The organism is Peribacillus sp. NPDC097284 (genome assembly GCF_044761765.1).
Classification (GTDB): domain Bacteria; phylum Bacillota; class Bacilli; order Bacillales; family DSM-1321; genus Peribacillus.
This window is the reverse complement of record NZ_JBIWCZ010000002.1, coordinates 404,226-429,590: the sequence shown is the minus strand read 5'-3', so window position 1 is coordinate 429,590 and position 25,365 is coordinate 404,226. Positions and strand designations below refer to the sequence as shown.

Here is a 25,365-nt window from a genome sequence, read left to right as displayed (position 1 = left end):
GTCTGTTTCTTCCTTTTCATAGGCAGTTCCACACTTAAAATAAGGAAAGCTGATTTTGTTCTGGAAGAGCCTCGAGACAGCCTTGTTTATCAAGGTATTCAAGAATTGTCTTGGATACTTTCCCCCGTTGTTGCAAATCTTCCTTGGAGAGAAACTCTCCGTTTTTGCGCGCATTGACAATATTGATCGCCGCATTCGTACCAAGACCTGGAATCGAATTGAAAGGTGGAATTAACGTGTTACCCTCAATGATGAATTGGTCTGCACTCGATTTATACAAGTCTACCTTGGCGAAAGAGTATCCACGCTCACACATTTCCAACGCTAGCTCAAGTACCGTCAGTGTGTTTTTCTCTTTCGTGGAAGCATCCAACCCTTTTACATTTATTTCATCCATCTTGGTCTTGATTGCTTGTGACCCACGTGTCATGGCATCTATTTCGAAGTCATCGGCACGAACCGTGAAATATGCTGCATAATACAATAATGGCAAATGCACTTTGAAATAGGCAATCCGAACCGCCATCAACACATATGCGGCAGCATGTGCTTTCGGGAACATATATTTAATCTTCTTACAGGAATCTATATACCATTCCGGCACTTGATTCTTACGCATTTCCTCTTCGAATTCCTCAGACAAGCCTTTCCCTTTACGTACGGATTCCATGATTTTAAAAGCAAGGGAAGGGTCTAGTCCCTGATAAATGAGATAAACCATAATATCATCCCGGCAACCGATTACTTCGCTAAGTGTACAGATTTTATTATGAATCAGTTCTTGTGCATTGCTCAGCCATACATCGGTACCATGGGATAAACCAGAAATCTGGACAAGCTCGGAAAATGTCGTCGGTTTAGTGTCCTCAAGCATTTGTCTAACAAAACGCGTTCCAAATTCAGGTATGCCAAGTGTCCCGGTTTTACACATGATTTGATCTTCGGTCACACCTAACGATTCCGTGCTGCTGAATATCTTCATTACCTCTGGATCATCTGTAGGAATCGTTTTTGGGTCAATACCACTTAAATCCTGAAGCATCCTGATCACCGTCGGATCATCATGACCAAGTATATCCAGTTTCAAAATATTATCGTGAATGGAGTGGAAATCAAAGTGAGTCGTTTTCCACTCTGAGTTTCTGTCATCCGCAGGGAACTGTATTGGTGAGAAATCATAGATATCCATGTAATCCGGGACAACGATGATTCCCCCTGGATGCTGTCCAGTTGTCCGTTTAACACCCGTACATCCTGCGACAAGGCGATCTGTTTCTGCACCACGCATATGGATATTATTGTCGGCTGAATAGCCTTTAACATATCCGTATGCCGTCTTTTCAGCCACCGTACCGATTGTACCGGCACGATAAACATAATCTTCTCCAAATAGGACCTTCGTATAATCATGGGCTTTCGGCTGATATTCACCAGAGAAGTTCAAGTCAATATCGGGGACCTTATCCCCTTTAAATCCAAGGAACGTTTCAAATGGAATATCATGACCGTCTTTCGTATAGGCAATGCCACAATCCGGGCAATCTTTATCAGGCAAGTCAAACCCTGAGCCTACTGACCCATCATTGAAGAATTCCGATTTCTTACATACAGGGCACACATAATGAGGCGGCAGCGGGTTCACTTCCGTAATTTCTGTCATCGTCGCAACGAATGACGATCCGACCGAACCCCGGGAACCAACGAGATAGCCATCATTCAATGATTTTTTAACCAGTTTATGAGAAATTAAATAGATAACGGCGAATCCATGGCCGATAATACTTTTTAGTTCCTTTTCAAGACGGGCCTCAACGATTTCCGGTAGATTCTCTCCATATATCTTTCTAGCCATTCCATAACTCATTGCACGCATTTCTTCTTCTGCACCCTCGATTTTAGGTGTATATAGATCGTCCTTGATTGGCTTGATGTTTTCTATCATATCTGCAATTTTATTCGTATTTGTGACTACGACTTCTTTTGCCTTCTCGGCACCAAGGAAGGAAAAGTCCCTTAACATTTCATCCGTTGTACGGAAATGGACATCTGGTAGCTTATGTCGATTCAGCATATTCGCCCCACCTTGTGAATTCACAAGGATTTTACGGTATATCTTGTCATTCGGGTCCAAATAATGCACATTTCCTGTCGCTACAACAGGTTTATTAAGCTTTTCTCCGAGCTTGACAATGTTTGAAATAATCGTCTCTAACGACTTTTCATCACGGACAAATTCAAGCTCTATCAAATGTTGATAAACATCCTTTGGATGGATTTCAAGATAATCGTAAAACTCGGCAATTTCAACAACATCCTCAAAACCCTTTTGCATCATCCCTTCGAAGACTTCCCCTTTATCACATCCAGAACCAACGAGAATTCCTTCACGATATTTTTTTAGTTGAGAACGCGGAATCCGCGGAACTCTGTAAAAATAATTAATATGGGATAATGAAATCAATTTAAAGAGATTTTTCAAGCCTTCCTGTGTTTGTGCAATCAAAGTACAATGAGATGGTCGAGAACGCTGATATGCATTTCCGTTTCCCATATTGTCATTTAATTGATCATGATGGGTAATGCCTCTCGCTATCGTTTCCTTCAACATCTTCAACATCAGGTACCCCGTAGCCTCAGCATCGTATATGGCCCTATGATGTTGAGTCAAATCAATATCGAGCTTTTTACACAATGTGTTCAACCGGTGATTTTTGAACTCAGGATATAAAAATCTCCCTAATTCCAGCGTATCCAATACGGGATTGGTTGCTTTTGGATACCCAATATTTTTGTAGCCCATGTTCAAAAAGCCCATATCAAAACTTGCATTATGCGCAACAAGGATGGCATCTCCCGCCCATTCCTTGAACTTTTCCAATACGTCTGAAACTTCCGGTGCATCCACCAGCATATCATCTGTGATATGAGTCAAGTCGATGATCGTATTGGATAACGGTCGATGTGGGTTAGCGAATGATTCAAATTTATCAATGATGTCTCCATCATGAATTTTCACGGCTGCTAATTCAATGATCGTATCATAAACGGCAGACAAACCAGTCGTCTCGACATCGAAAACGATATAGGTGGCATCGGAAAGCGGTATATGTGCTTCATTATAAGCGATTGGTACACCGTCGTTCACGAGATTCACTTCGACACCATACAAAATCTTGATGTCATGTTTTTGACCGGCGCCGTAGGCCTCTGGGAAAGATTGAGCCCCTGCATGATCGGTGATGGCAACAGCCTTATGACCCCACTTCGCGGCTTGGGCAACAAGAGCGGATGTCGGCGTCACTGCATCCATTTGGCTCATCGGTGTGTGCATATGAAGTTCGACGCGTTTTTCACCCTCAGGAGCCTTATCCTGCCGTCCCTGCTTAGAAATCTCATTAATATCGTTTGCGATCATAACTAGATCGCGAACAAACGTATCATTTTGAATGCTACCTTGGGCACGTACCCACATTCCTTTTTTAACACGGGCTAGGATGGCAGCATCCTCTTTGTCACGTGAAAACATTTTAACTAAAATAGAGCTTGTATAATCCGTAACTTTAAACGTCAATAGACTACGTCCGCTCCGGAGCTCACGGACTTCCGCGTCAAACACGAAACCTTCAATCGCTATCCTGCGCTCTTCATCAATAATTTGCTCTATGCTACGGAAATCGGCATCTTCTTTAATGGTGTACCCGATTTTAACTGGGCCTTCGTAAACACCCTCGTCTCCTTTTTCCGATTCTTTCTTCTGCATCTCTAGTAACGCGGCAAGTCCCTTTTCCTCATCTTCCTTTTGCTTCTCTGCTAAAAACTTCTTGTAATCAGTTTCCGAAACGTTTTCGTTCACTTCTGCTTCAAGTGTTAATGGAGGGAAACCATACGTTTGATAAATATTCGAAATGAGACCGGAGTATTTCTGTTTTAACTGTCCAGCTTCCGCACCATTACGTGCATTGACGACGAGCTTATACCCTGTCACTTTGGGTTCTTGCTCATTTAAGAGTGATAAAAGTGCTGGCGATATGCCTTGTAGCTCACTTATGCAATTTTTCCAGTATTCTTTGACCAATTCCTCCGTCACTATCGGATTGGCAACATTCATGGTGAATGTAACCTTGGCAATATGGGCAAAAGTACTAGTTAAATGATTTGAAAATCTTGTATGAACACTGCATGGAATTAACGCAGGTATATTAAAGGCAAAATGCCATTTTTGGGACTCTCTCTCTATGGAAAGTTTATCAATTTCGGCACCGATGAAAAAATTCACAAAGGCATCCTCAGTCAAGCCCAATTGCTGGAGCAAGAGTTGAAATCTCTCTCTACCGCTGTTTGGATTTTGATCCATTTCCTCTCTCCCCTTTATCTACTATCTAAAGATATTATTCATCAGTTTCATTCTAATAACAGTGGTTATTATAACATACTAGATGCAGTTCACGGACATCTAATTATAGGGAAAAGGAAAGGCATCATCCAAATGAATGATGCCAAATCAAGCTATGATTTTACTGCTTTATCCCAATAATTCATATAACTTCTGTGCAAGTTCCGATGTTTCCAGTTCAAGCACTTCACCTGTTTTACGGATCTTCACTTCCACGATGCCTTCGGAAGCTTTTTTACCGACCGTTACGCGGACAGGAAGTCCAATCAAGTCAGAATCTGCAAATTTCACTCCGGCACGTTCATGACGGTCATCCATCAAGACATCCATGCCTTGTTTTTTAAGTTCAGCATATAGTTTTTCTGCAAGTTCAGCTTGAGATTGATCCTTCATATTAACCGGAATCAAATGGACCTGGAACGGAGCCAAATTCACCGGCCATACTAAACCTTTCTCATCATTGAATTGCTCAGCGACAGCTGCAAGTGTACGAGATACACCAATACCGTAACAACCCATGATCATCGGTTGCGAACGGCCGTTTTCATCTAGGAACGTCGCGTTCATCGCTTCGGAATATTTAGTCCCAAGCTTGAATACGTGACCGACTTCAATTCCTTTAGCAAACTTGATTATTCCGTTGCCATCCGGTGATGGATCTCCCTCTTGGATAAAACGAAGATCGATAAAACTTTCCACCTTAAAATCACGGTCAGGGTTTACATTCACAAAATGATAATCTTCCTCATTAGCGCCGCATACTCCATTAACCATTGCTTCAATGGCCAAATCGGCGATGACTTCTACGCTTGAGGCAATATTGATTGGTCCAAGAGAACCTACCGCACAACCTAAGACTTCTTTCGTTTCGTTAGGGTCCACTAACTCCACGACTTCAGCATTGTAGAAGTTTTTTACTTTGATATCATTCACTTCATGATCTCCTCGTACCAAGACGAGTACATATTTTTCATCCACTTTAAATAACAAGGACTTGATCAATTTTGAAGCATCGGTTTTTAAAAATGAAGCTACATCATCAATTGATTTCTGTCCAGGAGTATGAACTTTATCAAGTGTTCCCTGCTCTACGGAATCTTTTTCATATTTTACCGCTACAGGCGCCATTTCAATATTCGCCGCATAATCGGATGTATCTGAATAGGCAATCGTGTCTTCTCCAATTTCAGAAAGCACCATGAATTCATGTGTATCCTTTCCACCCATCGCTCCTGAATCGGCGATGACTGCACGAAAATCAAGGCCACAACGGCTAAATACATTTGAATAGGCCGCATAAAGTTTTTCATATACAGCATCAAGACTTTCTTGATTTGCATGGAATGAGTAAGCATCCTTCATGATGAATTCGCGTCCGCGCAATAAACCAAAACGAGGTCTTTTTTCATCACGGAACTTCGTTTGGATTTGATAAACCGTCAATGGCAAACGCTTGTATGACTTCACTTCGTCACGGACCAAGCTTGTAACGACCTCTTCATGTGTAGCTCCAAGGGCAAATTCACGGTTGTTACGGTCTTTTAATCGCATTAATTCGGGTCCATATGTATACCAACGACCGGATTCCTGCCAAAATTCCGCTTGTTGAAGGGCTGGCATCAATAATTCTACGGCACCTGCATTGTCCATTTCTTCCCGAACAATCGCTTCAACCTTTTGAAGCACTTTATTACCAAGCGGCATAAAACTGTAAACGCCACTTGAATTCTGTCTCATGAATCCTGCTCGCAACAAAAGCTGGTGGCTTTTAATTTCTGCATCTGCAGGGACTTCCCTCAATGTAGGGATTAACGTCATACTTTGTTTCATATCTACACCTCTTCAATATTTCCTTTAAACTTCCATACGGAAATTTACGGGTCATGTAATACAAAATTACATAATTATTGTCTAATTGATTTAAATTAAGTTGATTTCATTCGCTCTTTTTCGATTATACTTACGAATTCCCGATAAAACAAACTATTTTGCCCAAACTCTTCAAAAAGTTACAAGTAGATTCAAACAGCCAACAGATAGTTCTGCTGGCTTGTTTGGTTTCATTAATATCAGCTTATAGGAAGAATCTCTGGATGTCATTCCATGTCACGACGATCATTAACAACATCAGCAAAGCAAATCCGATGAAATGCACCATTCCTTCTTTTTGGCGATCAATTGGTTTTCCTCTTAAGAACTCAACCACGAAGAATAATAATCGTCCGCCGTCCAAAGCAGGTAACGGTAAAAGATTCATGATTCCTAAATTTATGCTGAGCAACCCAGCCCATTTCATCAACGTGAACAAGCCCTGTTTTGCGACTTCCTCAGTTGATTTATATATACCTACTGGACCAGATAGACTGTCAATCGTAAAGCCACCCGTTACTAGGTCACCCAGAATGATGAAAATCTGTTTCGTCCAAAAATACGTCTCCGTCGCACCATATTGAATGGCTTTTAGTGGAGCTTTTTCAACGGGCGGGTATACCCCGATGATTCCAATTTTCTGACCTTCCCTCTCGACTTCCTGAGGAGTAACTGGAACTTCTAACGTTTTACCGTCCCTATATACAACGAATTCGATTTCTTTACCGGGACTTTTTTGGATACTCGCCTGTACATCTTCCCAGGTTGTGACTTCCGTACCTTCAATCGATTGAATGGCATCCCCTGATTTAAGTCCAGAAGTAACGGCTGCACCGTCCTTAGTTAATTCACCCAGTTTGGCTTCGTCCACCACGACGCCTTGAAATAAACCAATCAATGTAAAAATAACAAAAGCTAGAACAAAGTTCATTGCTGGGCCTGCTAAGATTGTTAAAAAGCGGTGTCCAAGAGATTTAGATGCAAACTGGCGATCATAAGGGGCAATTTGGTTCTCGACCCCATTTTCAACGATTACGGCTTCCTTATGGATCGAAAACGTTTTTAACGTGTCTTCTTCTCCCTCTTCATATCCCGTAAGTATCAGTTTATGATCTAAATCTATCACTTCCACTTCGACAAGCCGAATATCCGGGTATTTGTCTTTGTTGTTCAAGATGATTTTCGTGACGGTTTCTTCTTCATCAAACATCAATCCCACACGGTAACCAGGTTTCAATTCAATATTTTCCGCATCTTCTCCGGCCATTCTAACGTATCCACCTAGAGGAAGAAGACGTATCGTATAGACCGTTTCCTTCTTTTTATATGTGAATACTTTTGGTCCAAATCCGATTGCAAATTCGCGGCATAGAATTCCAGCACGCTTCGCAAATACTAAGTGTCCAAGCTCATGGAAAAAAACAAGAGCGCCAAAAATGATAATGAACGCTATAAGCGTTTCTAGAGTCTGCATGTTCTGGTCACCTATCTTTCACTAAGGATTCTATAAACTTCCTTGTCATTTTATCGACTTCCTGGATCGTTTCTAAGTCAGGACTCGCTATGACAGAATGTTTGTTAAGCGCTCTTTCTATCAGGGTTTCAATTTCTAGGAAAGAAACTTTTCCAGATAAAAATGCAGCTACTGCAGCTTCATTTGCAGCATTCAACACCGTTGTCATCGTGCCGCCCATTTTACCTGCTTTGTAAGCGAATTGCAAACAAGGATATCGAGTGAAGTCCATTTCACTAAAGTGGAGTTTTCCCGCTTCAGCCAAATTCAAACGCTTCCGTCCTACAAGAGGCAGTCGATCTGGATATGTAAGGGCAAATTGGATGGGTACACGCATATCAGGTGTACCTAACTGTGCCATCACACTGGAATCATGAAATTCCACCATTGAGTGGATAATGCTCTCCCTATGGAGAAGCACGTCAATCTTTTCGTATGGAAGATCAAACAACCAGTGTGCCTCGATTACTTCCAATCCCTTGTTCATCATGGATGCTGAATCGATGGTGATTTTAGCCCCCATAGACCAGTTTGGATGGTTTAAAGCCTCTTCTACCGTGACGCCTTTTAACTCTTCACGGGTGCGATCACGGAAACTTCCACCAGAGGCAGTAATGACTAAGCGCTCGATATTTTTTTCTTGTTCACCCTGAAGTGCTTGAAAAATTGCTGAATGCTCACTATCGACCGGAAGCAGCCTTACCCCGGCCTTTTTCGCTTCATCAATGACCAAATGGCCCGCTGTTACCAAAGTCTCCTTATTGGCAATCGCAATATCCTTACCGGCTTTAATCGCTTGCAAAGTCGGATAAAGTCCTACGCTGCCGATGACCGCATTCACTAAGACTGTTGCTTGATTATACACAGCCACTGCCGTTATTCCCTCATCGCCATACATGAACTCAATATCTTTCCGGTTAGAGAACTCGCTTTTCAAAACCTCATAATCTTCTTTTGTCTGTACGGAAACTAGTTCTGGTTCAAACTCTTTTATATAGGTTCTGACCAAAGCAATATTCTTTCCGGCCGAAAGTGCCACTATCTTAAATTGATCGGGATGGGCCCTGACCACATCCGCCGTTTGCTTGCCTATCGAACCTGTTGCACCCAGAAGGCTGATATACTTCAAATCCGTTCATCTCCTAATTCCATATAACCTTACCTTTTTAATTATAATACATGCAATAAATGTAAGATTGGTAAAATAAATATTAAACTATCCAGCCTGTCTAAAATCCCGCCATGACCAGGTAGGATCTTTCCTGAATCCTTTACACCATAATGACGTTTATAAGCCGATTGAACAAGGTCTCCCAGTTGGCCGAAGATTGCTATGATTAATGATATCAACAACAATTGCCATATCGAATAGTCAAGGGATGAAAATACGTAAAAAAGCACACCTACGACTAACGCGGAAACTACGCCTCCAAAAAATCCCTCGACTGTTTTATTAGGACTGATTTCAGGCCATAACTTCCTCTTACCGATTGCTTTTCCAATGAAGTATGCTCCTGAATCGGTTGCCCATATCGTAAATAAAGTAAGAAGGATATAGACTAGACCTAGAGATTCATTGTCACGTGTTTCAAAGAAATAGTAAAAGCCGATGCCTAAATAAAGAATCGCAATGACCAAAAATCCTGCATCATCGAAAGTGAACATATTTTTCGAAAGGACCGTATAAAGCAATAGCACTAAAACGCCGATTAAGAAAAGCTGTACTTTGTCATAATTATTTTCAGTTAAAAACGTGCTATATTCATTCGGCAGTAATAATATCCAAAGTAAAACATGTGAAAGAATCGCCTCAAAGGAGAATACACGCATCTTTTTCATTTTCATCAATTCATACAAACCGATAGATGCTAGAAGATAGATTACCAATAAAAAGGGAAGCTTCCCTATCATCACGATTGGAATGAAGATGGCGGCAGCGATGACTGCCGTAATAATTCTCTGTTTCATTATTCCTATTTCCTCGCCTTCTACATTAAACGCCACCGAACCTGCGTGAACGTTTTTGATACTCCTCGACAGCCTGTAGTAAATGACCTTCACTAAAGTCCGGCCATAACACATCCGTAAACCATAGCTCGGTATACGCTGACTGCCAAAGCATGAAGTTGCTTAACCTTTTTTCGCCGCTTGTACGGATCAACAAATCCGGATCGAGCAAATGTTGTGTCATTAAGTAGCTTGATACTATTTCCTCAGAAACATTTTCCTTTATTATACCATTTTTCACATCATGTATGATGCTGTTGACCGCCGCAACTATTTCTCCACGGCTTCCATAATTAAGGGCAAAGTTCAAAATCATCCCGTTATTATTTTTCGTATCCTCCATCGCTTGTTTAACTGCTTTCTGAGTATGTGACGGGATTAACGATAAGTCTCCCATCATCTCCACCCTTACATTTTCAGCTATAAGCTCTGGCAAAAAGGTGCCTAGGAATTCCTGTGGAAGTTTCATTAAAAAATCGACTTCACTTTTCGGACGTTTCCAATTTTCTGTGGAGAACGCATAAACGGTCAACGTTTTTATTCCCAACTCATTAGAAATCTTTGTTATTTTTCTAACGGTTTTCATTCCTTCATGGTGGCCTGCCACACGTGGCAGCGCACGTTTTTTAGCCCATCGGCCGTTTCCATCCATAATAATGGCAATATGTTGAGGAACATTAGACTCCTTAATATGCTGGATCCTACTTGCTACATCGGAAGAAGCATCTTTTTTAACGAAACGCTTCCATAGTGAATACATATGTTAGTCCCCCATTAGGTTGTACTTATCTCTACAAAGGCAATATTTACGTGCACTATGTATATTTTTTGGATTCTAAATAAGAACAGAATCTATATTATAATATCAAAAAAAAACTTGTTCTCATATTATTATTATGAAAATATTATCTTCATTAGAAGTTGGCAAGAAATAAATAATGCATATCCTTTCAAGAAGAAAAGGCAAAAAGGACCTCCTCCATCATTTTCAAGCTCTTACTAACTCAGGCGTAATCATAATCGGAGAAACCTTATTATAACAGTTTTCTCTTTTTAACACACCTATATGTTAGATCAAAGACATGACCACAATGGATTCGGCCCTTTTATTCAATGCTTTTAGAAGGGATTAGACTTCTAGAATTTCTTTTTCTTTATCTTTTGTAATATCATCGATTTTTGAGATGTTGCCATCCGTCATCTTTTGAATGTCATCTGCATAACCGCGCAAATCATCTTCTGTGATATCGCCATTTTTCTCAAGCTTTTTCAACTCATCGTTAGCATCACGGCGAACGTTACGAACCGCGATTTTTGCTTCTTCGGCTTCTTTCTTAACGACCTTGACAAGTTCTTTCCTACGTTCTTCTGTTAACGCAGGAATGGCAATCCTGATTATAGAACCATCATTAGAAGGATTTAATCCTAAATCCGATTTCAAAATTGCTTTTTCAATCTCGCCCAAAATCGTTTTGTCATAAGGCTGGATGACTAAAAGTCTTGCTTCTGGTACAGAAATGCCCGCCATTTGATTGATAGGTGTTTGGGATCCGTAATAATCAATTGAGATTCTATCAAGCAATGAGGCATTTGCTCTTCCGGCACGGATGCTGGCTAATTCACGTGTGTAAGCGCTAATGGCTTTTTCCATTTTCGTTTTCGCATTCGAAATAACTTGTTTCGGCATCTTTTATTTCCCCCTTACAATAGTTCCAAGCGTTTCGCCTAATACAGCGCGCTTAATATTACCTTTTTCCATAATAGAGAAGACAATCAATGGAATATCATTGTCCATACATAGCGAGGACGCAGTAGAATCCATGACTTGTAATCCATCTTTTATCACATCAAGATATGAAAGCTCATCATACTTCACTGCATTTTTGTCTTTAACAGGATCAGCATTGTATACCCCATCCACATTGTTCTTCGCCATCAAGATGACATCCGCTTCAATTTCAGCTGCACGTAATGCGGCAGTCGTATCCGTTGAGAAATATGGGTTTCCTGTTCCTGCTGCAAAAATGACTACTCTCTTTTTCTCCAGGTGTCTAATTGCACGTCGTCTAATATATGGTTCTGCCACTTGTCTCATCTCAATGGACGTTTGGACGCGCGTTTCAATCCCAAGCTGCTCGAGGCTATCTTGTAACGCCAATGAATTCATGACTGTAGCGAGCATGCCCATATAATCGGCATTTGCACGGTCCATGCCCATTTCACTACCGATTTTCCCGCGCCATATGTTCCCGCCACCGACAACCACAGCTACTTCTACATCCAATTCAGCTACTTCTTTTACTTGTTCTGCAATCGACTTTATAACTGCAGGATTAATTCCGAAACCCTCGTCTCCAGCCAATGCTTCACCACTGAGTTTCAATACGACACGTTTATATTTAGCCATGAGAACCTCCAACTATGTAATCTTTTTGTTCGTCCATCATGCTCATTCTTGCATTAATCAAAAATTCAGGACATTTTAAAAAATAGGGAACACTATAGTGTTCCCTATTTAACCATTTTCTTACAATCAATTAGTCCTTTTTAACTTGGTTCATTACTTCTTCAGCAAAGTTTTCTTGACGTTTTTCAAGACCTTCCCCTACTTCGTAACGTACGAATGAAAGGATTTTTCCGCCTAGTGCTTCAACGAATTGTCCTACTTTTTGATCTGGGTTTTTAACGAAAGCTTGTTCGTTTACACAGATTTCTTCGTAGAATTTGTTGATACGTCCTTCAACCATTTTAGCAACGATTTTTTCTGGCTTGCCTTCGTTAAGGGCTTGTTGAGTAAGAACTTCACGTTCGTGCTCTAGCTCAGTAGCGTCTACTTGGTCACGAGAAACATATTTTGGGTTAAGAGCTGCGATGTGCATAGAAACACCTTTAGCTGCTTCAGCATCAGTTGTACCTTCAAGAACTGTAAGTACGCTGATACGTCCACCCATGTGTAGGTAAGCGCCGAAAGCATCGCTGTCTGTTTTTGTAACGACTTGGAAACGGCGAAGAGTTAATTTTTCACCAATTTTAGCTACTGCTGCATTGATATGATCAGCAACTTTCACACCGTTTTCCATTGTTTGCTCAAGAGCAGCTTCTACAGTTTCAGGCTTGTTAGCCAATAAGAATGAAGCCAATTCTTTAACAAGAGTTTGGAAACCTTCGTTTTTAGCAACGAAATCAGTTTCTGAGTTCACTTCAAGGATTACTGCTTGGTTTCCGTCTACTACGATAGAAGTTAACCCTTCAGCAGCGATACGGTCGCCTTTATTGGCAGCTTTTGCAATTCCTTTTTCGCGAAGGAAGTCAATCGCTTTATCCATATTTCCTTCAGTTTGTACAAGTGCTTTTTTGCAGTCCATCATGCCAGCGCCAGTTTTTTCACGCAATTCTTTAACTAATTGTGCAGTGATTGCCATAATATAAATCCTCCTCAAATTAAGTGCGGTTTATTCAGTTTTTACCCATTTTGCTAGATAATACTTGTTTTCAACAACAAATACAACAAATCGCAGCAAATTTTTACAAAAAATATTTATTGGTCAACGTTATGACAAATAAGCTCGGTTCTCTCCAGTTTCAAAAATCAGCCGTGATAAGGCACGGGATTTATGTATGCTTATTTAGTGCAAAAAAAAGGGATAAAAGGCATTATCCTCTTATCACCTTTTTTCTCACTAGTTAAGCAGTTCTGTCAACTATTAAGCAGTAGTTGTTTCAGTTGCTGTTTCTTCGCCTTGTTTAGCTTCTAAGATAGCATCTGCCATTTTACCTGTTAATAATTTAACAGCACGGATTGCATCGTCATTCGCAGGAATAACTACGTCGATTTCGTCCGGATCACAGTTTGTATCAACGATACCAACAAGTGGAATGTTTAATTTGTGTGCTTCCGCAACAGCAATACGCTCTTTGCGAGGGTCGATAACGAAGATCGCATCTGGAAGAGTCTTCATATCTTTAATACCGCCTAAGAATTTTTCTAAGCGATCCCATTCTTTTTTAAGTTGGATTACTTCTTTTTTAGGAAGCACTTCGAAAGTTCCGTTAGCGTCCATTTTTTCGATATCTTTAAGACGATTAATACGTTTTTGGATTGTTTCAAAGTTTGTTAAAGTTCCACCTAACCAACGTTGGTTTACATAGTACATACCAGAGCGGATAGCTTCTTCTTTAACTGATTCTTGAGCTTGTTTTTTAGTACCAACGAAAAGAACAGTTCCACCGTTAGCAGCTAGTTCTTTAACGAAGTTATAAGCTTCTTCAACCTTTTTAACTGTTTTTTGAAGGTCGATGATGTAGATGCCGTTACGCTCAGTGAAGATATATTTCTTCATCTTAGGGTTCCAGCGACGTGTTTGGTGTCCGAAATGCACACCAGCTTCAAGCAATTGTTTCATAGAAATGACTGACATTTTAGTTCCTCCTAAATGGTTTTGTTTTTCCTCCGCTCCGATCATTTTCATACAGAAACTGTATAAACAGCACCATCTGCTAGAATCACGGGCGTGTGTATTAACACCATTTCATAATATATCATACTCAGGTGATACAATCAAGCAATATTTATCTATCCATACGGAACTTTAATAAAAGCTCAATTTCCGTTTGACCCCTATTTAATTTTTTGGCGATATCTTCAATTGAAAGACCTTGCTCCACTAAATAGTCTACCTGTTCATTTAATGATAATTCTTCTAAAGAATCCTGTAGCATGGCTGAAAAATCTTTTTCCACGCGTGCCTCTTGTTTGGTTAAAATGGAGGCCTCCGCCGAAAGTTCGAGCTTGTCCTTCACTTCATTGGCTGGCTTGAATTCTTCTTCTATTCCAGTCTGGTTCATATAAGCATTAGCAGCCTGCAATTTCTTCCCGTTAAAACTTGGTTCTTTATAGTCAGGGAATGATTCCTTTTCTAGTTCTGCTTCCTTTTCTATAGGTGGCCTTGTTTTTACTATTACTGACTCTTCTATCTTTTTCTCATTAGGTAAGACGTCAGTTTGTGTAAAAGCTTTTATCAAGGCTTCGTTATCTTCCTTCATTTCCATTAGATAGCCTGTTAGTAGTTCTTCCATTTCAATTATCGTGGCTTTTTGTTCCTTTTCTAGCTTACTTAATCGATTTTGTCTAAGATATAAAAGAATAACGGCGAAAATCGTGAAAATATTTAGACTAAAAAGGAGTAACATAAAAAATACTGACATGGTGCCTCCTCTTAACCGGAATAGTCGATACTCTTTCCTTTATAGGGATGGGGATCTATATTCTCTGTTGTTTGTCTCGTATTGTCTTTCTTCCTACGCTGTTTAAAAAACGGACCCTTATCCGCGCTACCTTCCTTTTCATAAAAATGAGCTGGGAGCTTTTGTTCCTCGCCCATTACAGTCGTTTGTTTTCGTTCCTCTTCTTTTCTTCCTTGATGGGTGGCATGATCCTGTTGGATTAGATTTTTTTGTAAAAGTTGTTCTTGGATCTTTCCGGCATCTTGGGTTCTTGGAAGGGCAATTTGCATCTCGATTGCTTTTAAACCCACAGCCATCCACCCCTATATTTCTATAGTGATTCTTCTGTATAACTGCCTGTGTACACATGTTCTTCCCATGGATTCAAAATGTTCGGAATGGTCTGTCCAAACTGATGAATCCATGCATTTCTCATAGAGCATGCCTCGAAGCATGACACTAAATAAAAATATGGGTTAACTTTTTTTATCCTGCATAGCATGTCTAAGTTTAAATATCGCCCTTGAGTGAATTTGCGATATCCTTGATGTGGAAAGACTCATCACTTGTCCAATTTCCGTCAGCGTAAGTTCTTCTTTATAAAAAAGTTGCAATACCAACTGTTCTTTCTCATTTAGTGTTTCTATGACCTTTGCTAGCTCTGCATACAATTCTTGTCTTAGAACATTCTCTTCAGGCAGGTCTGCTTTATCATCTTTAATATGGAAATTCGTTTTTTCTTTGTCATCCTGTTCTTGAGGATTTTCATCCATGGATAAAACATTGGCAAAGAAATGCTCGTTAAGTGCAGCATATACTTCATCTTCCGGAATATTTAATTCAAATGCAATTTCCTTTGGTGTAAGGTTCCGCATATATTTTTGTTCCAATTTTTCAATAGCTGAATCGATTTTTTTCGCTTTATCCCTCGCACTCCGCGGTAGCCAATCCTCTTTCCTTAAACCATCCAATATGGCCCCACGGATCCGGAATGAAGCATATGTGTCAAATTTCAGATCACGCTTTGGATCAAAGCGCTCCAAGGCATCAAATAAGCCCATCATCCCTAAACTCCTAATGTCATCACGACTGACATTCCTAGGAAGGCTGACTGAAATACGTTGGACATGGTAAGATACAAGTGGAACATATTTCTTCACCAAAACGTCCCCTGCTTGCGGGTCCCTGCAGTCGACCCAATTTTTCCAGCATAACTGTTCTTCTTCGATAGTCAGTTGAGACATGGGATTTCCTCCTAACATTGTTTACGTTTTGTAATCAAAACGGTCCTCGAAGGCTCTAGGTGCAACAATATTTTGATTGCAGTGTTCCCGTCACTTTCCGGCTGCGCAAATTTCATCTTCCCAATTAAATATTTCTAGTCCCTTTATTTACTGTCCGGATATTAAGCATGCACTTTGTCACATTGAATTCTATCGTCCTACCACTGTTCCCGCCGACGTCCTCCGAAACGACCTGTATTCGTAAATCAGCCAATTCTTTCCGGACAGCTACAACATTTCGGGGTCCTATTCTCATTAAATCCCCCCCAGAGGCAAATTGAAACATTTGTGCACCTCCAGCCAGCTTTGCTTTTAAAAAAGCAGGCCTTGCTCCTTCCTTCACCAGACGATTCACCAATTCCTTTACGGCTGTATCGGCAAACTTGGCCCGATTAATCTGACCAGACTTAGCAAGTGAAGAATCCGGCAACATGACATGCGCCAAACCGGCAATCTCTCTTTTCTCATCATAAATGACGACCCCTACGCATGAACCAAGCCCTGAAGTGCGAATCGAATAAGGAGGTTTTACAGTATTCATATCCGCTATCCCCACTTTAACAACTTGGATTTGCAATAATTCAACCATTTATTGTCACTCCCAGGGCAGCAAAAATAGTATCAAAGGAATCAGGATCGGGCAGTAAAAAGAAATGGCCATTGATAGATTCAGCAAACCTCTCATTCTGCGCTAGGACGGTATCTATCACAATAGCAGAATCACTTACTTGTGATAATTCCAGTAATCCATAACTGATAGTTGCTCCCACCATATCGATATTCAAGGAAGGAACCGATGGATATATATTCAACTTAGTAAAATCCGATAAAGAAGAAAGATAGGATCCCGACAGGATATTCCCTAATTCCTGTAGACAAGAAAGAGCTAATTCAGAATGCTGTGGTTTATCAATGGAGAAGGTTTCATCCCCTATCATCTGTTGAATGAAATATTCAGCTACAGGTAATGAAAGGATAAAAATCATGCTTCCAGTGGCATCTCCTTCAATTCGCAAAAAGACACTAGCCACAACATGTTCTGCTCCCCCTGCCAATTCCATCATTTCATCAAAGGAAACTACCCGGACATTAGGAACATTCATATCTATTTTTTTATTAAGAATGGCAGAGAGTGCAGTAGCAGCATGTCCCGCCCCAATATTCCCAATTTCTTTGAGGATATCGAGGTGGATGGGGTTGATTTTATCAATAAATGACATCCCTTTATCCTTCTTTTCTCACGATTTCATTTGCTTCGAGACTTAAGGCCTTCTCCAAATTCACCAATACAAGCAAACGTTTTTCAATTTTTGCGACACCGCTGATATATTCCGAAGCTAAATGACCGACAACTTCCGGCTGAGGCTCAATGCTCTCGACAGGAATGTCAAGCACATCATTGGCTGAATCGACAATCAACCCTACTTCGATGTCATCAAGGACAACGATGATGATCCTCGTTGAATCGTTATATTCAACCTCTTCAAAACCGAAACGGACTCTTAAATCAATAATGGGGGTAATCACACCCCTTAAATTAATCACACCTTTAACAAATGGAACGGCTTTGGGCACCCTTGTTATATGCAAAAGTTTTTCTATTCCACTTACTTTATCCACCGGAATCGCATATTCTTTGTCTTTGATTTGAAACACGATTACTTTTATATCTTGAACAGGACTTGTGGTCGACATTCAATTATCCTCCTCTTTTTACCCCTCAACCATATCTACTGTTCATCCATTGACCCTTGTTTCCAAAGGGTCTCCAGTAATCAAATGGTAGGAAGGATTGTAGCGAATCTATATATTAAAATGGTCAGTGAATCAATGCATTGCAATCGACAATCAAGGCTACTTGGCCATCGCCTAAAATAGTAGCTCCAGATATAGCAAATGCAGTCGATAAATAATTACCTAATGACTTCAAGACGATTTCAAGTTGCCCTATAAAGGAATCCACTACAAGTCCCGCCATTTTTTCGCCTTTCCTGACTATAACGATTGAAAGAAACTCTTCTTCTTCGTTTTGTACGGGCACTTCAAAAATGTCCTTTAGGAACAGGAGTGGCAGCACTTTTCCTCTAAAGTCGATCACTTGTTGATTATGGGCATTCATAATATCTTCTTTTCTTATAATGGCTGTCTCTATAATAGAAGAAAGAGGGATTGCATATTTCTCCTGTTGAATTTCAACTAACATGACGGAAATGATAGATAACGTCAAAGGAAGTTGTATGAGAAAAATGGACCCTTCATTCTCCTTAGAGTCGATTGTTACCGATCCGCCCAGTGATTCTATTGTGTTCTTCACGACATCCAAACCTACGCCACGGCCAGATACATCCGAAATGGTATCGGCTGTGGAGAAACCTGAAGCGAAAATCAATTCATAAATTTGCTTATCCGATAGTGTTGCGGCGGTTTCCTTCGTTAGTATTCCATTGGAAAGGGCTTTACTTAAAACCCGTTCTTTATTAATACCAGCTCCATCATCTTCAATTTCAATGAACACATGGTTACCGCTATGATAGGCCTTTAATAGAATCTTCCCTACTTCATTTTTCCCCATAGAAAGACGCTTTTCAGGTGTCTCCACTCCATGATCCATCGCGTTTCTTAATAAATGAACGAGTGGGTCGCCAATTTCATCAATGACCGTTCGGTCCAATTCAGTTTCAGCGCCGATAATCTCTAAATCTACCTTTTTATTTAAATCCCTCGCTAATTGGCGTACCATTTTCGGAAAACGGTTGAATACCGTTTCGACAGGAACCATGCGCATGTTCAACACAATCGTTTGCAAATCGCTTGTTACGCGAGACATTCTTTCCACAGTTTCGTGCAGTTCCTGGTTATCCAAATCGCTTGAAATTTGATCTAACCTTCCTCTATCGATAACTAGTTCTTCAAATAAGTTCATTAATATATCTAGCCGCTCGATATTTACCCGAATGGTCTTGCTTGGAGCATGCTTGACCGCTTTTTTTGTTTCTTTAGCCTCATTGATTGAAGGTGACTGGTCCGTACCTTCCTGAGGCTTTTTATCGGCCGCTTTTTTTTCCTCTTTAATATTTGCAGCATGACGTAGTTCTTCCAGATTTAGGGCTGTTATTTCGACGACATCCACTTCTGAAACCTTCATGATTTTTTTCTTGGTCTCTTCAATCGATTCATTGGTCACCAATGTAACCGTGAATTTCTGATCAAATTGTTCTTCCTCCAAAAGTTCAGCGGGTGGATTCGATTTTATCACCTCACCTGACTTTTCAAGAACTTCAAACACCATAAACACTCTTGCAGCTTTTAAAAGGCAGTCGTCACGTAAGCTGATTGAAATTTCATAGCTTTTAAATCCTTGTTCCTTGGATTGCTGCAAAACAGTCATTTCGAATTCGTCATATTCGCCCATCGTTGCTTGTTCCATTGTTTCTAGAACGGGAGATGCTGCTGCCGTTTCATTAATTGTAGGGATAACCAGTGATTCACCTTTTTCGATTTGTTGCAATTTTCGCACCACGTTCGTCACATCACGTTTGCCATCTCCGCCTTCAGCAATCGACATGACAATTGCTTCTAGGTCATCCACCGCCAAGAATATTACGTCGAACAGTTCAGGAGTTAGGATAATTTTGCTGTTCCGGATCGCGTCTAGAACATTTTCCATTTTATGGGTCAAATTAGCTAAATCCTCATAGCCCATTGTAGCCGACATACCTTTTAAAGTATGTGCGGAACGAAAAATCTCATTGACTATCGAAAGATCCTCCGGGTTCTTCTCAAGTACCAACAGCTGTTCACTACACGTTTGAAGATGTTCTTTACTTTCTTCAATAAATACCTCTAAATACTGATTCATATCCATACAATCTCCACCCCCGTATGTTAGCAATAGCCAATTATGGCTTTTGCTATTTTATCTACATCCTCTATGCTATCTATTAAATTGGTAGCAATTGCCGCCTTTGGCATTCCAAAGACAATTGACGTCTCCTGTGACTCTGCTATTGCCTTTAAGGGACCAGTTCTTTTCAACTTGGTAAGTCCGCTTGAACCATCCATACCCATTCCAGTCATGACAACAGCTATTTTTGCAAATTCCGCTATTTCACTTACTGATTCGAAAAGCACATCCACCGAAGGACGGTGCCCATTTCGCTGCTCGGATTGATCCAATTCTACCGCAAGGCTCAAACCAACTTTTTTCACTTTGAAATGGAAGCCCCCCGGCGCGATATAAGCTACTCCTTTTTGAATCAACTCCCCATCTTCCGCTTCCTTTACCCGTATCCTCGATAATGAATTGAGCCTATCGGCTAAGGATTTCGTGAAGCTGGGAGGCATATGCTGGACAATCAAAATAGGGGCATCGATATTTTCCGGGAGACCCGTCAATACTGTCTGCAAAGCTCTTGGTCCTCCTGTCGATGTACCAATAACTACAATCTTTTTATTGCCATGGAACCATTTTTTCATATCATTATCAATATCGTTAATTTCTTTTGATTCTATTTTACTATATTTTTTCCAGTCTGATGGGTTTCTTCCAACATTTATCGCACTTTTTTGTAGTTTGTGAACATTTGCAAGGCTGGCTGCCATAACTTTCTCACATAGTTCTTCCTTAATTTTATGCAAATCCAGTGAAATAGCCCCTGAAGGCTTAGCAATAAAGTCAATGGCGCCACTCTGCATGGCGATACATGTACTTTCCGTCCCTTCCTTCGTCGTGCTTGATAGCATGACCACTGCTGTCGGACATTCTTCCATAATCCGGTTTAACGCTTCTAATCCATCCATAACCGGCATTTCAACATCCAAGGTGACGACATCCGGTTTCAGCGATTTTATTTTTAATAAAGCATCTTTACCGTTCCTGGCCGTACCAATGATTTCCATTCTATTATCTTCTGCTAAAAGTTCAGAAATCAGCTTCCTCATAAACGCGGAATCATCCACGATCAACACTTTAACCTTTTCCATATAAGGAAACCTACTTTCCAAGAAAATATCGTTTCATATTTTGCAGGAAATTACTTTTTTGTATAATTGATTCTTCACCTAAGCCATGATTTACATATCTAGATACAACCTCGATTAGAGATTTGGAAACAGCCGCATCAGGATAAGAAAGGATAAAAGGAATTTGCTTGGAAACCGCTTTGGAAACGGATCTATCATCGGGGAGATATCCAAGTGTAACCATCTCCGCTCCAAGGAATTTTCTCAGGGCATTTTGAAGTCTGATCATCGTTTCTTTCCCTTCCTTTTTCGTGAACACTCTATTGCAAACGAGAAAAAATGGAATCTCATCATTTATTGAATGAATGTATTTCATCGTAGAGTAAGCATCCATCACAGAAGTCGGTTCTGGGGTTGTGATGATGATTAACTCATCCACACACAAAAGGAATTTTGCGGAATCCTGTGTGATACCTGCCCCCATATCAAACAATATATAATCATAACTCTCTAGCAGAGAACCAAATTCATCAGTAAAACGTGCATATTTATCTTCATCTAAAGTAAAAAGGTGGGTCAGCCCGGTTCCACCTGTTATTACGGAAATTTGTTCCGGTCCTGTGGTCATAATCTCTTTCAAGCTTAGACCATCTTCAAAAAAGTCAACGATGCTATATGGAGAATGCTGCCCAAATAAGATATCTATATTACCCATTCCAATATCCATATCGAACAACAATACCTTTTTTCCCAGTTTCGACAAGGAAATGGCAAAGTTCAAAGAAAAGTTGGATTTACCGACTCCACCTTTTCCACTCAAGATGGCAAGTGTCTTGGCCATTAAATGGTTTTTTTGCAATTCCAGTCTCCTTCTTAGGTTTTCAGCTTGATCTTTCATAATCTTTAGCTCCAAGAACCATCTTCAATAAATTGGATGAAGTTGCTTTTTCAATATCATCTGGCACATTTTGTCCATTTGTTATATAAGCTACCCCCAATTTATGAGTGTGAATAAAATTAAAGATCGAACCAAAAGTAGACGTTTCATCCGCTTTCGTAAAAATGACCTGCTTAATCGGAACCGTCGTGAACTGTCGATAAATATCCTCCATGTCCTTTTGCTTCGAAGTCAATGAAAGCACTAAGTACGTTTCCATCTCATCTGTGAAGTGGATGATTTCCCCTAGGTCTTTAACATACTGCGGATTGCGAAAATTCCTTCCAGCTGTATCGATAAAAACATAATCATAATGAGAAAAGCGTTCTGTGGCTTTTTTGAAATCTTCCAAGTTATAAGCCACTTCGATTGGAACGTTTAGAATCTTTGCATATGTCTTCAACTGATCGATAGCAGCTATCCTATACGTGTCGGTTGTAATGAAAGCTACCTTCTTATCATGCTTCAGCATGGTCTCTGCTGCTACCTTAGCTAAAGTTGTTGTCTTGCCAACACCTGTCGGACCTACAATATTAATATATTTCTTCTGCAGGCCGGGCCTTCCATTCGGTACCTGATCCACTAGTTTACACAAAGATGCTTCTAGCCAGTTTTTAATCTCTTCATCAGTAGAATCCGCTTTAGTAGCAAACCATTTATCAAGGAGCTCGTCCATGATTTGTGAGCGGATAACTGTATCGACATCCTGTTCGATAAGATACTCATAAACTTGTTGTAGTTTCTCCGGATAATGGGCGTGTGATGGGATTTGTATATTTCTTATCATCCCTTTTAACCCCTCAATTTCCTTTACCAGTTCAACATCTCCCCGGTTGATTTGTTTTGATGCAGCCTGTTCATTGTTTTTCGCTATAGTACTCTCAAGTGCCGGTTTTACAGGCAGCTTTTTCTCTTTTTGTTTAGTTACGGGTTGGGCGGGCTGTGAAACGGGATCGATGGCAGCCATGACTTCAATATTCCTTTTCTTGAACAACCCTAGAAAACCACCCGTGAATACCGCTTTCGAACTTAAAATGACCGCTTCACTGCCTAACTCTTGTCGTATCTGCTTCATGGCTTCAGACATGGAAGGTGCCATATATTTCTTTACTCTCAATCAATATTCACCACCCCTACACTTTGTACTTCTACATTTGATTCGAGTTCATTGTATGAAAGAATCGGTACATTGGGAAAATAACGTTCTGTCAATTGTCGAGCGTACATACGTACAGCTGGGGAGCAAAGCACAATCGGTTGATGATCCATCAAAGTCAGCTCCTCCAATTTACTGGCAATCGCCTCTAGTATCGACTGGGATACAGTAGGATCGAGCGATAAAAAGTTACCATGTTCAGTTTGTTGTACCGCATCTGCAATCGCCTTCTCCACTTTTCCCGATAAAGTGATGACTTTTATCCGGTTTTCTCCTGAAATAAAGGAGTTCGTAATTTGCCTTGCTAAATTCTGCCTTACATATTCAGTGAGCAAATCGGTATCAGTAGATAACTTTCCATAATCAGCAAGCGTTTCAAAAATGATTGGTAAGTTCCTTATCGAAACTTTTTCTTTCAATAGTTTTGCCAATACCTTTTGGACATCCCCAATCGATAATGGATTCGGGGTGACCTCCTCGACGAGAATCGGCGATGTTTCTCGTAGATGATCGATTAATTGTTTCGTTTCCTGCCTGCCCAAAAGTTCATGAGCATTAGCTTTGATGACTTCCGTTAAATGCGTGGAAACCACACTCGGAGGATCCACCACGGTATAGCCCATCATTTCCGCATGCTCTTTCATGTCTTCCGTAATCCATTTAGCAGGCAGACCGAATGACGGTTCAACCGTATCGATTCCTTCTATTGTATCGTCCTCTATACCAGGACTCATGGCTAAGTAGTGGTTCAAAAGTAATTCTCCGTTGGCAATTTCACTTCCCTTGATTTTCAAGCGATATTCATTAGGATTCAACTGGATATTATCCCGAATCCGCACCACCGGGATGATCAGACCCATTTCGATTGCCAGCTGTCTGCGGATCATGACCACCCGATCAAGAAGGTCTCCTCCCTGATTCGTATCGGCAAGGGGGATTAGTCCATAGCCAAACTCAAATTCAATGGGGTCGACACTCAAAAGGTTCACGACGCTTTCAGGACTTTTCATCTCGTCCGTTTCCAATACTTCTTCCATCTCCTGGATTTCACTTTCATCAGGTTGTGGTGTTTTGGAAATGACATATCCACCCAGAACCAACAAAGCGGCAATCGGCATTGTGAATACATCCGATATGGGGGTGAATAATCCCAAGAGGAAAATTGTTGCTGCAGTCAAGTAAAGCATTTTAGGAAATTGAAATAACTGCTCAACGATATCCGCACCTAAATTGCCATTAGAGGCCGCACGAGTCACGACAATCCCTGTAGCCGTTGAAATCAGTAATGCCGGGACTTGGCTGACGATTCCATCGCCCACCGATAACATGGAAAAATGGACGGCCGATTCGCCAAAGCTCATGTCCAATTGCATGACACCGATGATCATCCCAAAAATCAAGTTGATGATGACAATGATGATACCTGCAATGGCATCACCTTTTACAAACTTGCTCGCTCCGTCCATGGATCCATAGAAATCAGCTTCGTTGCTGATTTTTTCTCGCCTTGTACGTGCTTCGCCTTCAGAGATCATCCCAGCGTTCAAATCGGCGTCAATGGCCATTTGTTTCCCAGGCATCGCATCCAGCGTAAACCTTGCCGCTACTTCAGATACCCTTTCGGACCCTTTAGTGATGACAATGAAATTGATGATGACCAAGATTATAAATACCACTAAGCCTACAAGAACATTCCCTCCAACCACAAAGGAGCCAAAGGTTTCAACTACACCGCCAGCATCTCCATACGTCAAAATGGCACGAGTCGTGGACACATTCAAACCGAGTCTGAATAGTGTTAATAATAAGAGCAGCGACGGAAAGATTGAAAACTCAAGCGGCTCTTTCATATTCATCGTAGTCAATAGAACCAACAGCGCAAGAGATATATTTAAAAGAAGTAAGATACTTAATAACCAAGTTGGTAATGGTATGACCAACATGGCGACAATCATGATGACACTCGATATAACAACCAAATCTCTTGCTCGCATGTTTTTCTCTCCTAACTAACAGGTAACA

General features: G+C 40.6%; 21 protein-coding genes. All 21 read right to left on the bottom strand.

Annotation, left to right across the window (positions count from 1 at the left end):
* Positions 1-34 precede the first annotated feature (34 nt).
* A complete protein-coding gene (locus tag ACIQXU_RS07855) occupies positions 35-4,354 on the bottom strand; it encodes a PolC-type DNA polymerase III (RefSeq protein WP_402868392.1) in 4,320 nt (1,439 codons plus the stop codon).
* 168 nt (positions 4,355-4,522) lie between these two features.
* Positions 4,523-6,223, bottom strand: coding sequence for a proline--tRNA ligase (locus tag ACIQXU_RS07850; RefSeq protein ID WP_402987941.1), 1,701 nt, complete (start codon positions 6,221-6,223; stop codon positions 4,523-4,525).
* 244 nt (positions 6,224-6,467) lie between these two features.
* The gene (gene rseP, locus ACIQXU_RS07845; RefSeq protein ID WP_402868389.1) at positions 6,468-7,736 is read right to left on the bottom strand and encodes an RIP metalloprotease RseP; all 1,269 of its coding nucleotides are present in this window, start codon (positions 7,734-7,736) and stop codon (positions 6,468-6,470) included.
* A 7-nt stretch (positions 7,737-7,743) separates the two neighbouring features.
* Complete coding sequence (dxr, locus tag ACIQXU_RS07840) at positions 7,744-8,904, bottom strand: 1-deoxy-D-xylulose-5-phosphate reductoisomerase (protein WP_402956342.1); 1,161 nt, start codon at positions 8,902-8,904, stop codon at positions 7,744-7,746.
* Between the two features lie 41 nt (positions 8,905-8,945).
* Entirely contained in the window at positions 8,946-9,743 is a 798-nt protein-coding gene (locus ACIQXU_RS07835) for a phosphatidate cytidylyltransferase (RefSeq protein WP_402987938.1), read from the bottom strand.
* 25 nt (positions 9,744-9,768) lie between these two features.
* Entirely contained in the window at positions 9,769-10,542 is a 774-nt protein-coding gene (locus ACIQXU_RS07830; RefSeq protein WP_402868383.1) for an undecaprenyl pyrophosphate synthase, read from the bottom strand.
* A gap of 369 nt (positions 10,543-10,911) precedes the next feature.
* Positions 10,912-11,469 carry a ribosome recycling factor gene (frr, locus tag ACIQXU_RS07825; protein ID WP_402868382.1) on the bottom strand — a complete coding sequence of 186 codons (558 nt, stop codon included), beginning with the start codon at positions 11,467-11,469 and terminating at the stop codon, positions 10,912-10,914.
* A 3-nt stretch (positions 11,470-11,472) separates the two neighbouring features.
* The gene (gene pyrH / locus ACIQXU_RS07820; RefSeq protein ID WP_402868380.1) at positions 11,473-12,189 is read right to left on the bottom strand and encodes a UMP kinase; all 717 of its coding nucleotides are present in this window, start codon (positions 12,187-12,189) and stop codon (positions 11,473-11,475) included.
* 130 nt (positions 12,190-12,319) lie between these two features.
* On the bottom strand, positions 12,320-13,204 hold the full coding sequence (gene tsf / locus ACIQXU_RS07815; protein WP_402868378.1) for a translation elongation factor Ts: 885 nt from the start codon (positions 13,202-13,204) through the stop codon (positions 12,320-12,322).
* Positions 13,205-13,486: 282 nt separating this feature from the next.
* Positions 13,487-14,200 (bottom strand): 30S ribosomal protein S2, encoded by a 714-nt coding sequence (rpsB, locus tag ACIQXU_RS07810; RefSeq protein WP_402868377.1) that lies wholly within the window; start codon positions 14,198-14,200, stop codon positions 13,487-13,489.
* A gap of 151 nt (positions 14,201-14,351) precedes the next feature.
* Positions 14,352-14,987 (bottom strand): hypothetical protein, encoded by a 636-nt coding sequence (locus ACIQXU_RS07805; protein ID WP_402956340.1) that lies wholly within the window; start codon positions 14,985-14,987, stop codon positions 14,352-14,354.
* 11 nt (positions 14,988-14,998) lie between these two features.
* Entirely contained in the window at positions 14,999-15,316 is a 318-nt protein-coding gene (locus ACIQXU_RS07800; protein ID WP_402987935.1) for a hypothetical protein, read from the bottom strand.
* Between the two features lie 165 nt (positions 15,317-15,481).
* A complete protein-coding gene (locus ACIQXU_RS07795) occupies positions 15,482-16,249 on the bottom strand; it encodes a FliA/WhiG family RNA polymerase sigma factor (RefSeq protein WP_402868372.1) in 768 nt (255 codons plus the stop codon).
* A gap of 124 nt (positions 16,250-16,373) precedes the next feature.
* Positions 16,374-16,877 carry a chemotaxis protein CheD gene (locus ACIQXU_RS07790; protein WP_402987932.1) on the bottom strand — a complete coding sequence of 168 codons (504 nt, stop codon included), beginning with the start codon at positions 16,875-16,877 and terminating at the stop codon, positions 16,374-16,376.
* Positions 16,870-17,508 carry a chemotaxis protein CheC gene (locus ACIQXU_RS07785; RefSeq protein WP_402868368.1) on the bottom strand — a complete coding sequence of 213 codons (639 nt, stop codon included), beginning with the start codon at positions 17,506-17,508 and terminating at the stop codon, positions 16,870-16,872. Before ACIQXU_RS07785 ends, ACIQXU_RS07790 begins: the two co-directional genes overlap by 8 nt.
* 4 nt (positions 17,509-17,512) lie before the next feature.
* Positions 17,513-17,983, bottom strand: a complete 471-nt coding sequence (locus tag ACIQXU_RS07780) for a chemotaxis protein CheW (RefSeq protein WP_402956335.1) — start codon at positions 17,981-17,983, stop codon at positions 17,513-17,515.
* A gap of 124 nt (positions 17,984-18,107) precedes the next feature.
* On the bottom strand, positions 18,108-20,153 hold the full coding sequence (locus ACIQXU_RS07775; protein ID WP_402987929.1) for a chemotaxis protein CheW: 2,046 nt from the start codon (positions 20,151-20,153) through the stop codon (positions 18,108-18,110).
* A gap of 20 nt (positions 20,154-20,173) precedes the next feature.
* Positions 20,174-21,271, bottom strand: a complete 1,098-nt coding sequence (locus ACIQXU_RS07770; RefSeq protein ID WP_402987926.1) for a protein-glutamate methylesterase/protein-glutamine glutaminase — start codon at positions 21,269-21,271, stop codon at positions 20,174-20,176.
* 10 nt (positions 21,272-21,281) lie between these two features.
* Positions 21,282-22,148: a MinD/ParA family protein gene (locus tag ACIQXU_RS07765; protein ID WP_402987924.1), complete on the bottom strand. Its 867-nt coding sequence runs from the start codon at positions 22,146-22,148 to the stop codon at positions 21,282-21,284.
* The gene (gene flhF / locus ACIQXU_RS07760) at positions 22,132-23,304 is read right to left on the bottom strand and encodes a flagellar biosynthesis GTPase FlhF (protein ID WP_402987921.1); all 1,173 of its coding nucleotides are present in this window, start codon (positions 23,302-23,304) and stop codon (positions 22,132-22,134) included. The genes ACIQXU_RS07765 and flhF overlap by 17 nt, the downstream gene beginning before the upstream one ends.
* Positions 23,301-25,337: a flagellar biosynthesis protein FlhA gene (gene flhA, locus ACIQXU_RS07755; RefSeq protein WP_402987918.1), complete on the bottom strand. Its 2,037-nt coding sequence runs from the start codon at positions 25,335-25,337 to the stop codon at positions 23,301-23,303. The genes flhF and flhA overlap by 4 nt, the downstream gene beginning before the upstream one ends.
* Positions 25,338-25,365: the final 28 nt, after the last annotated feature.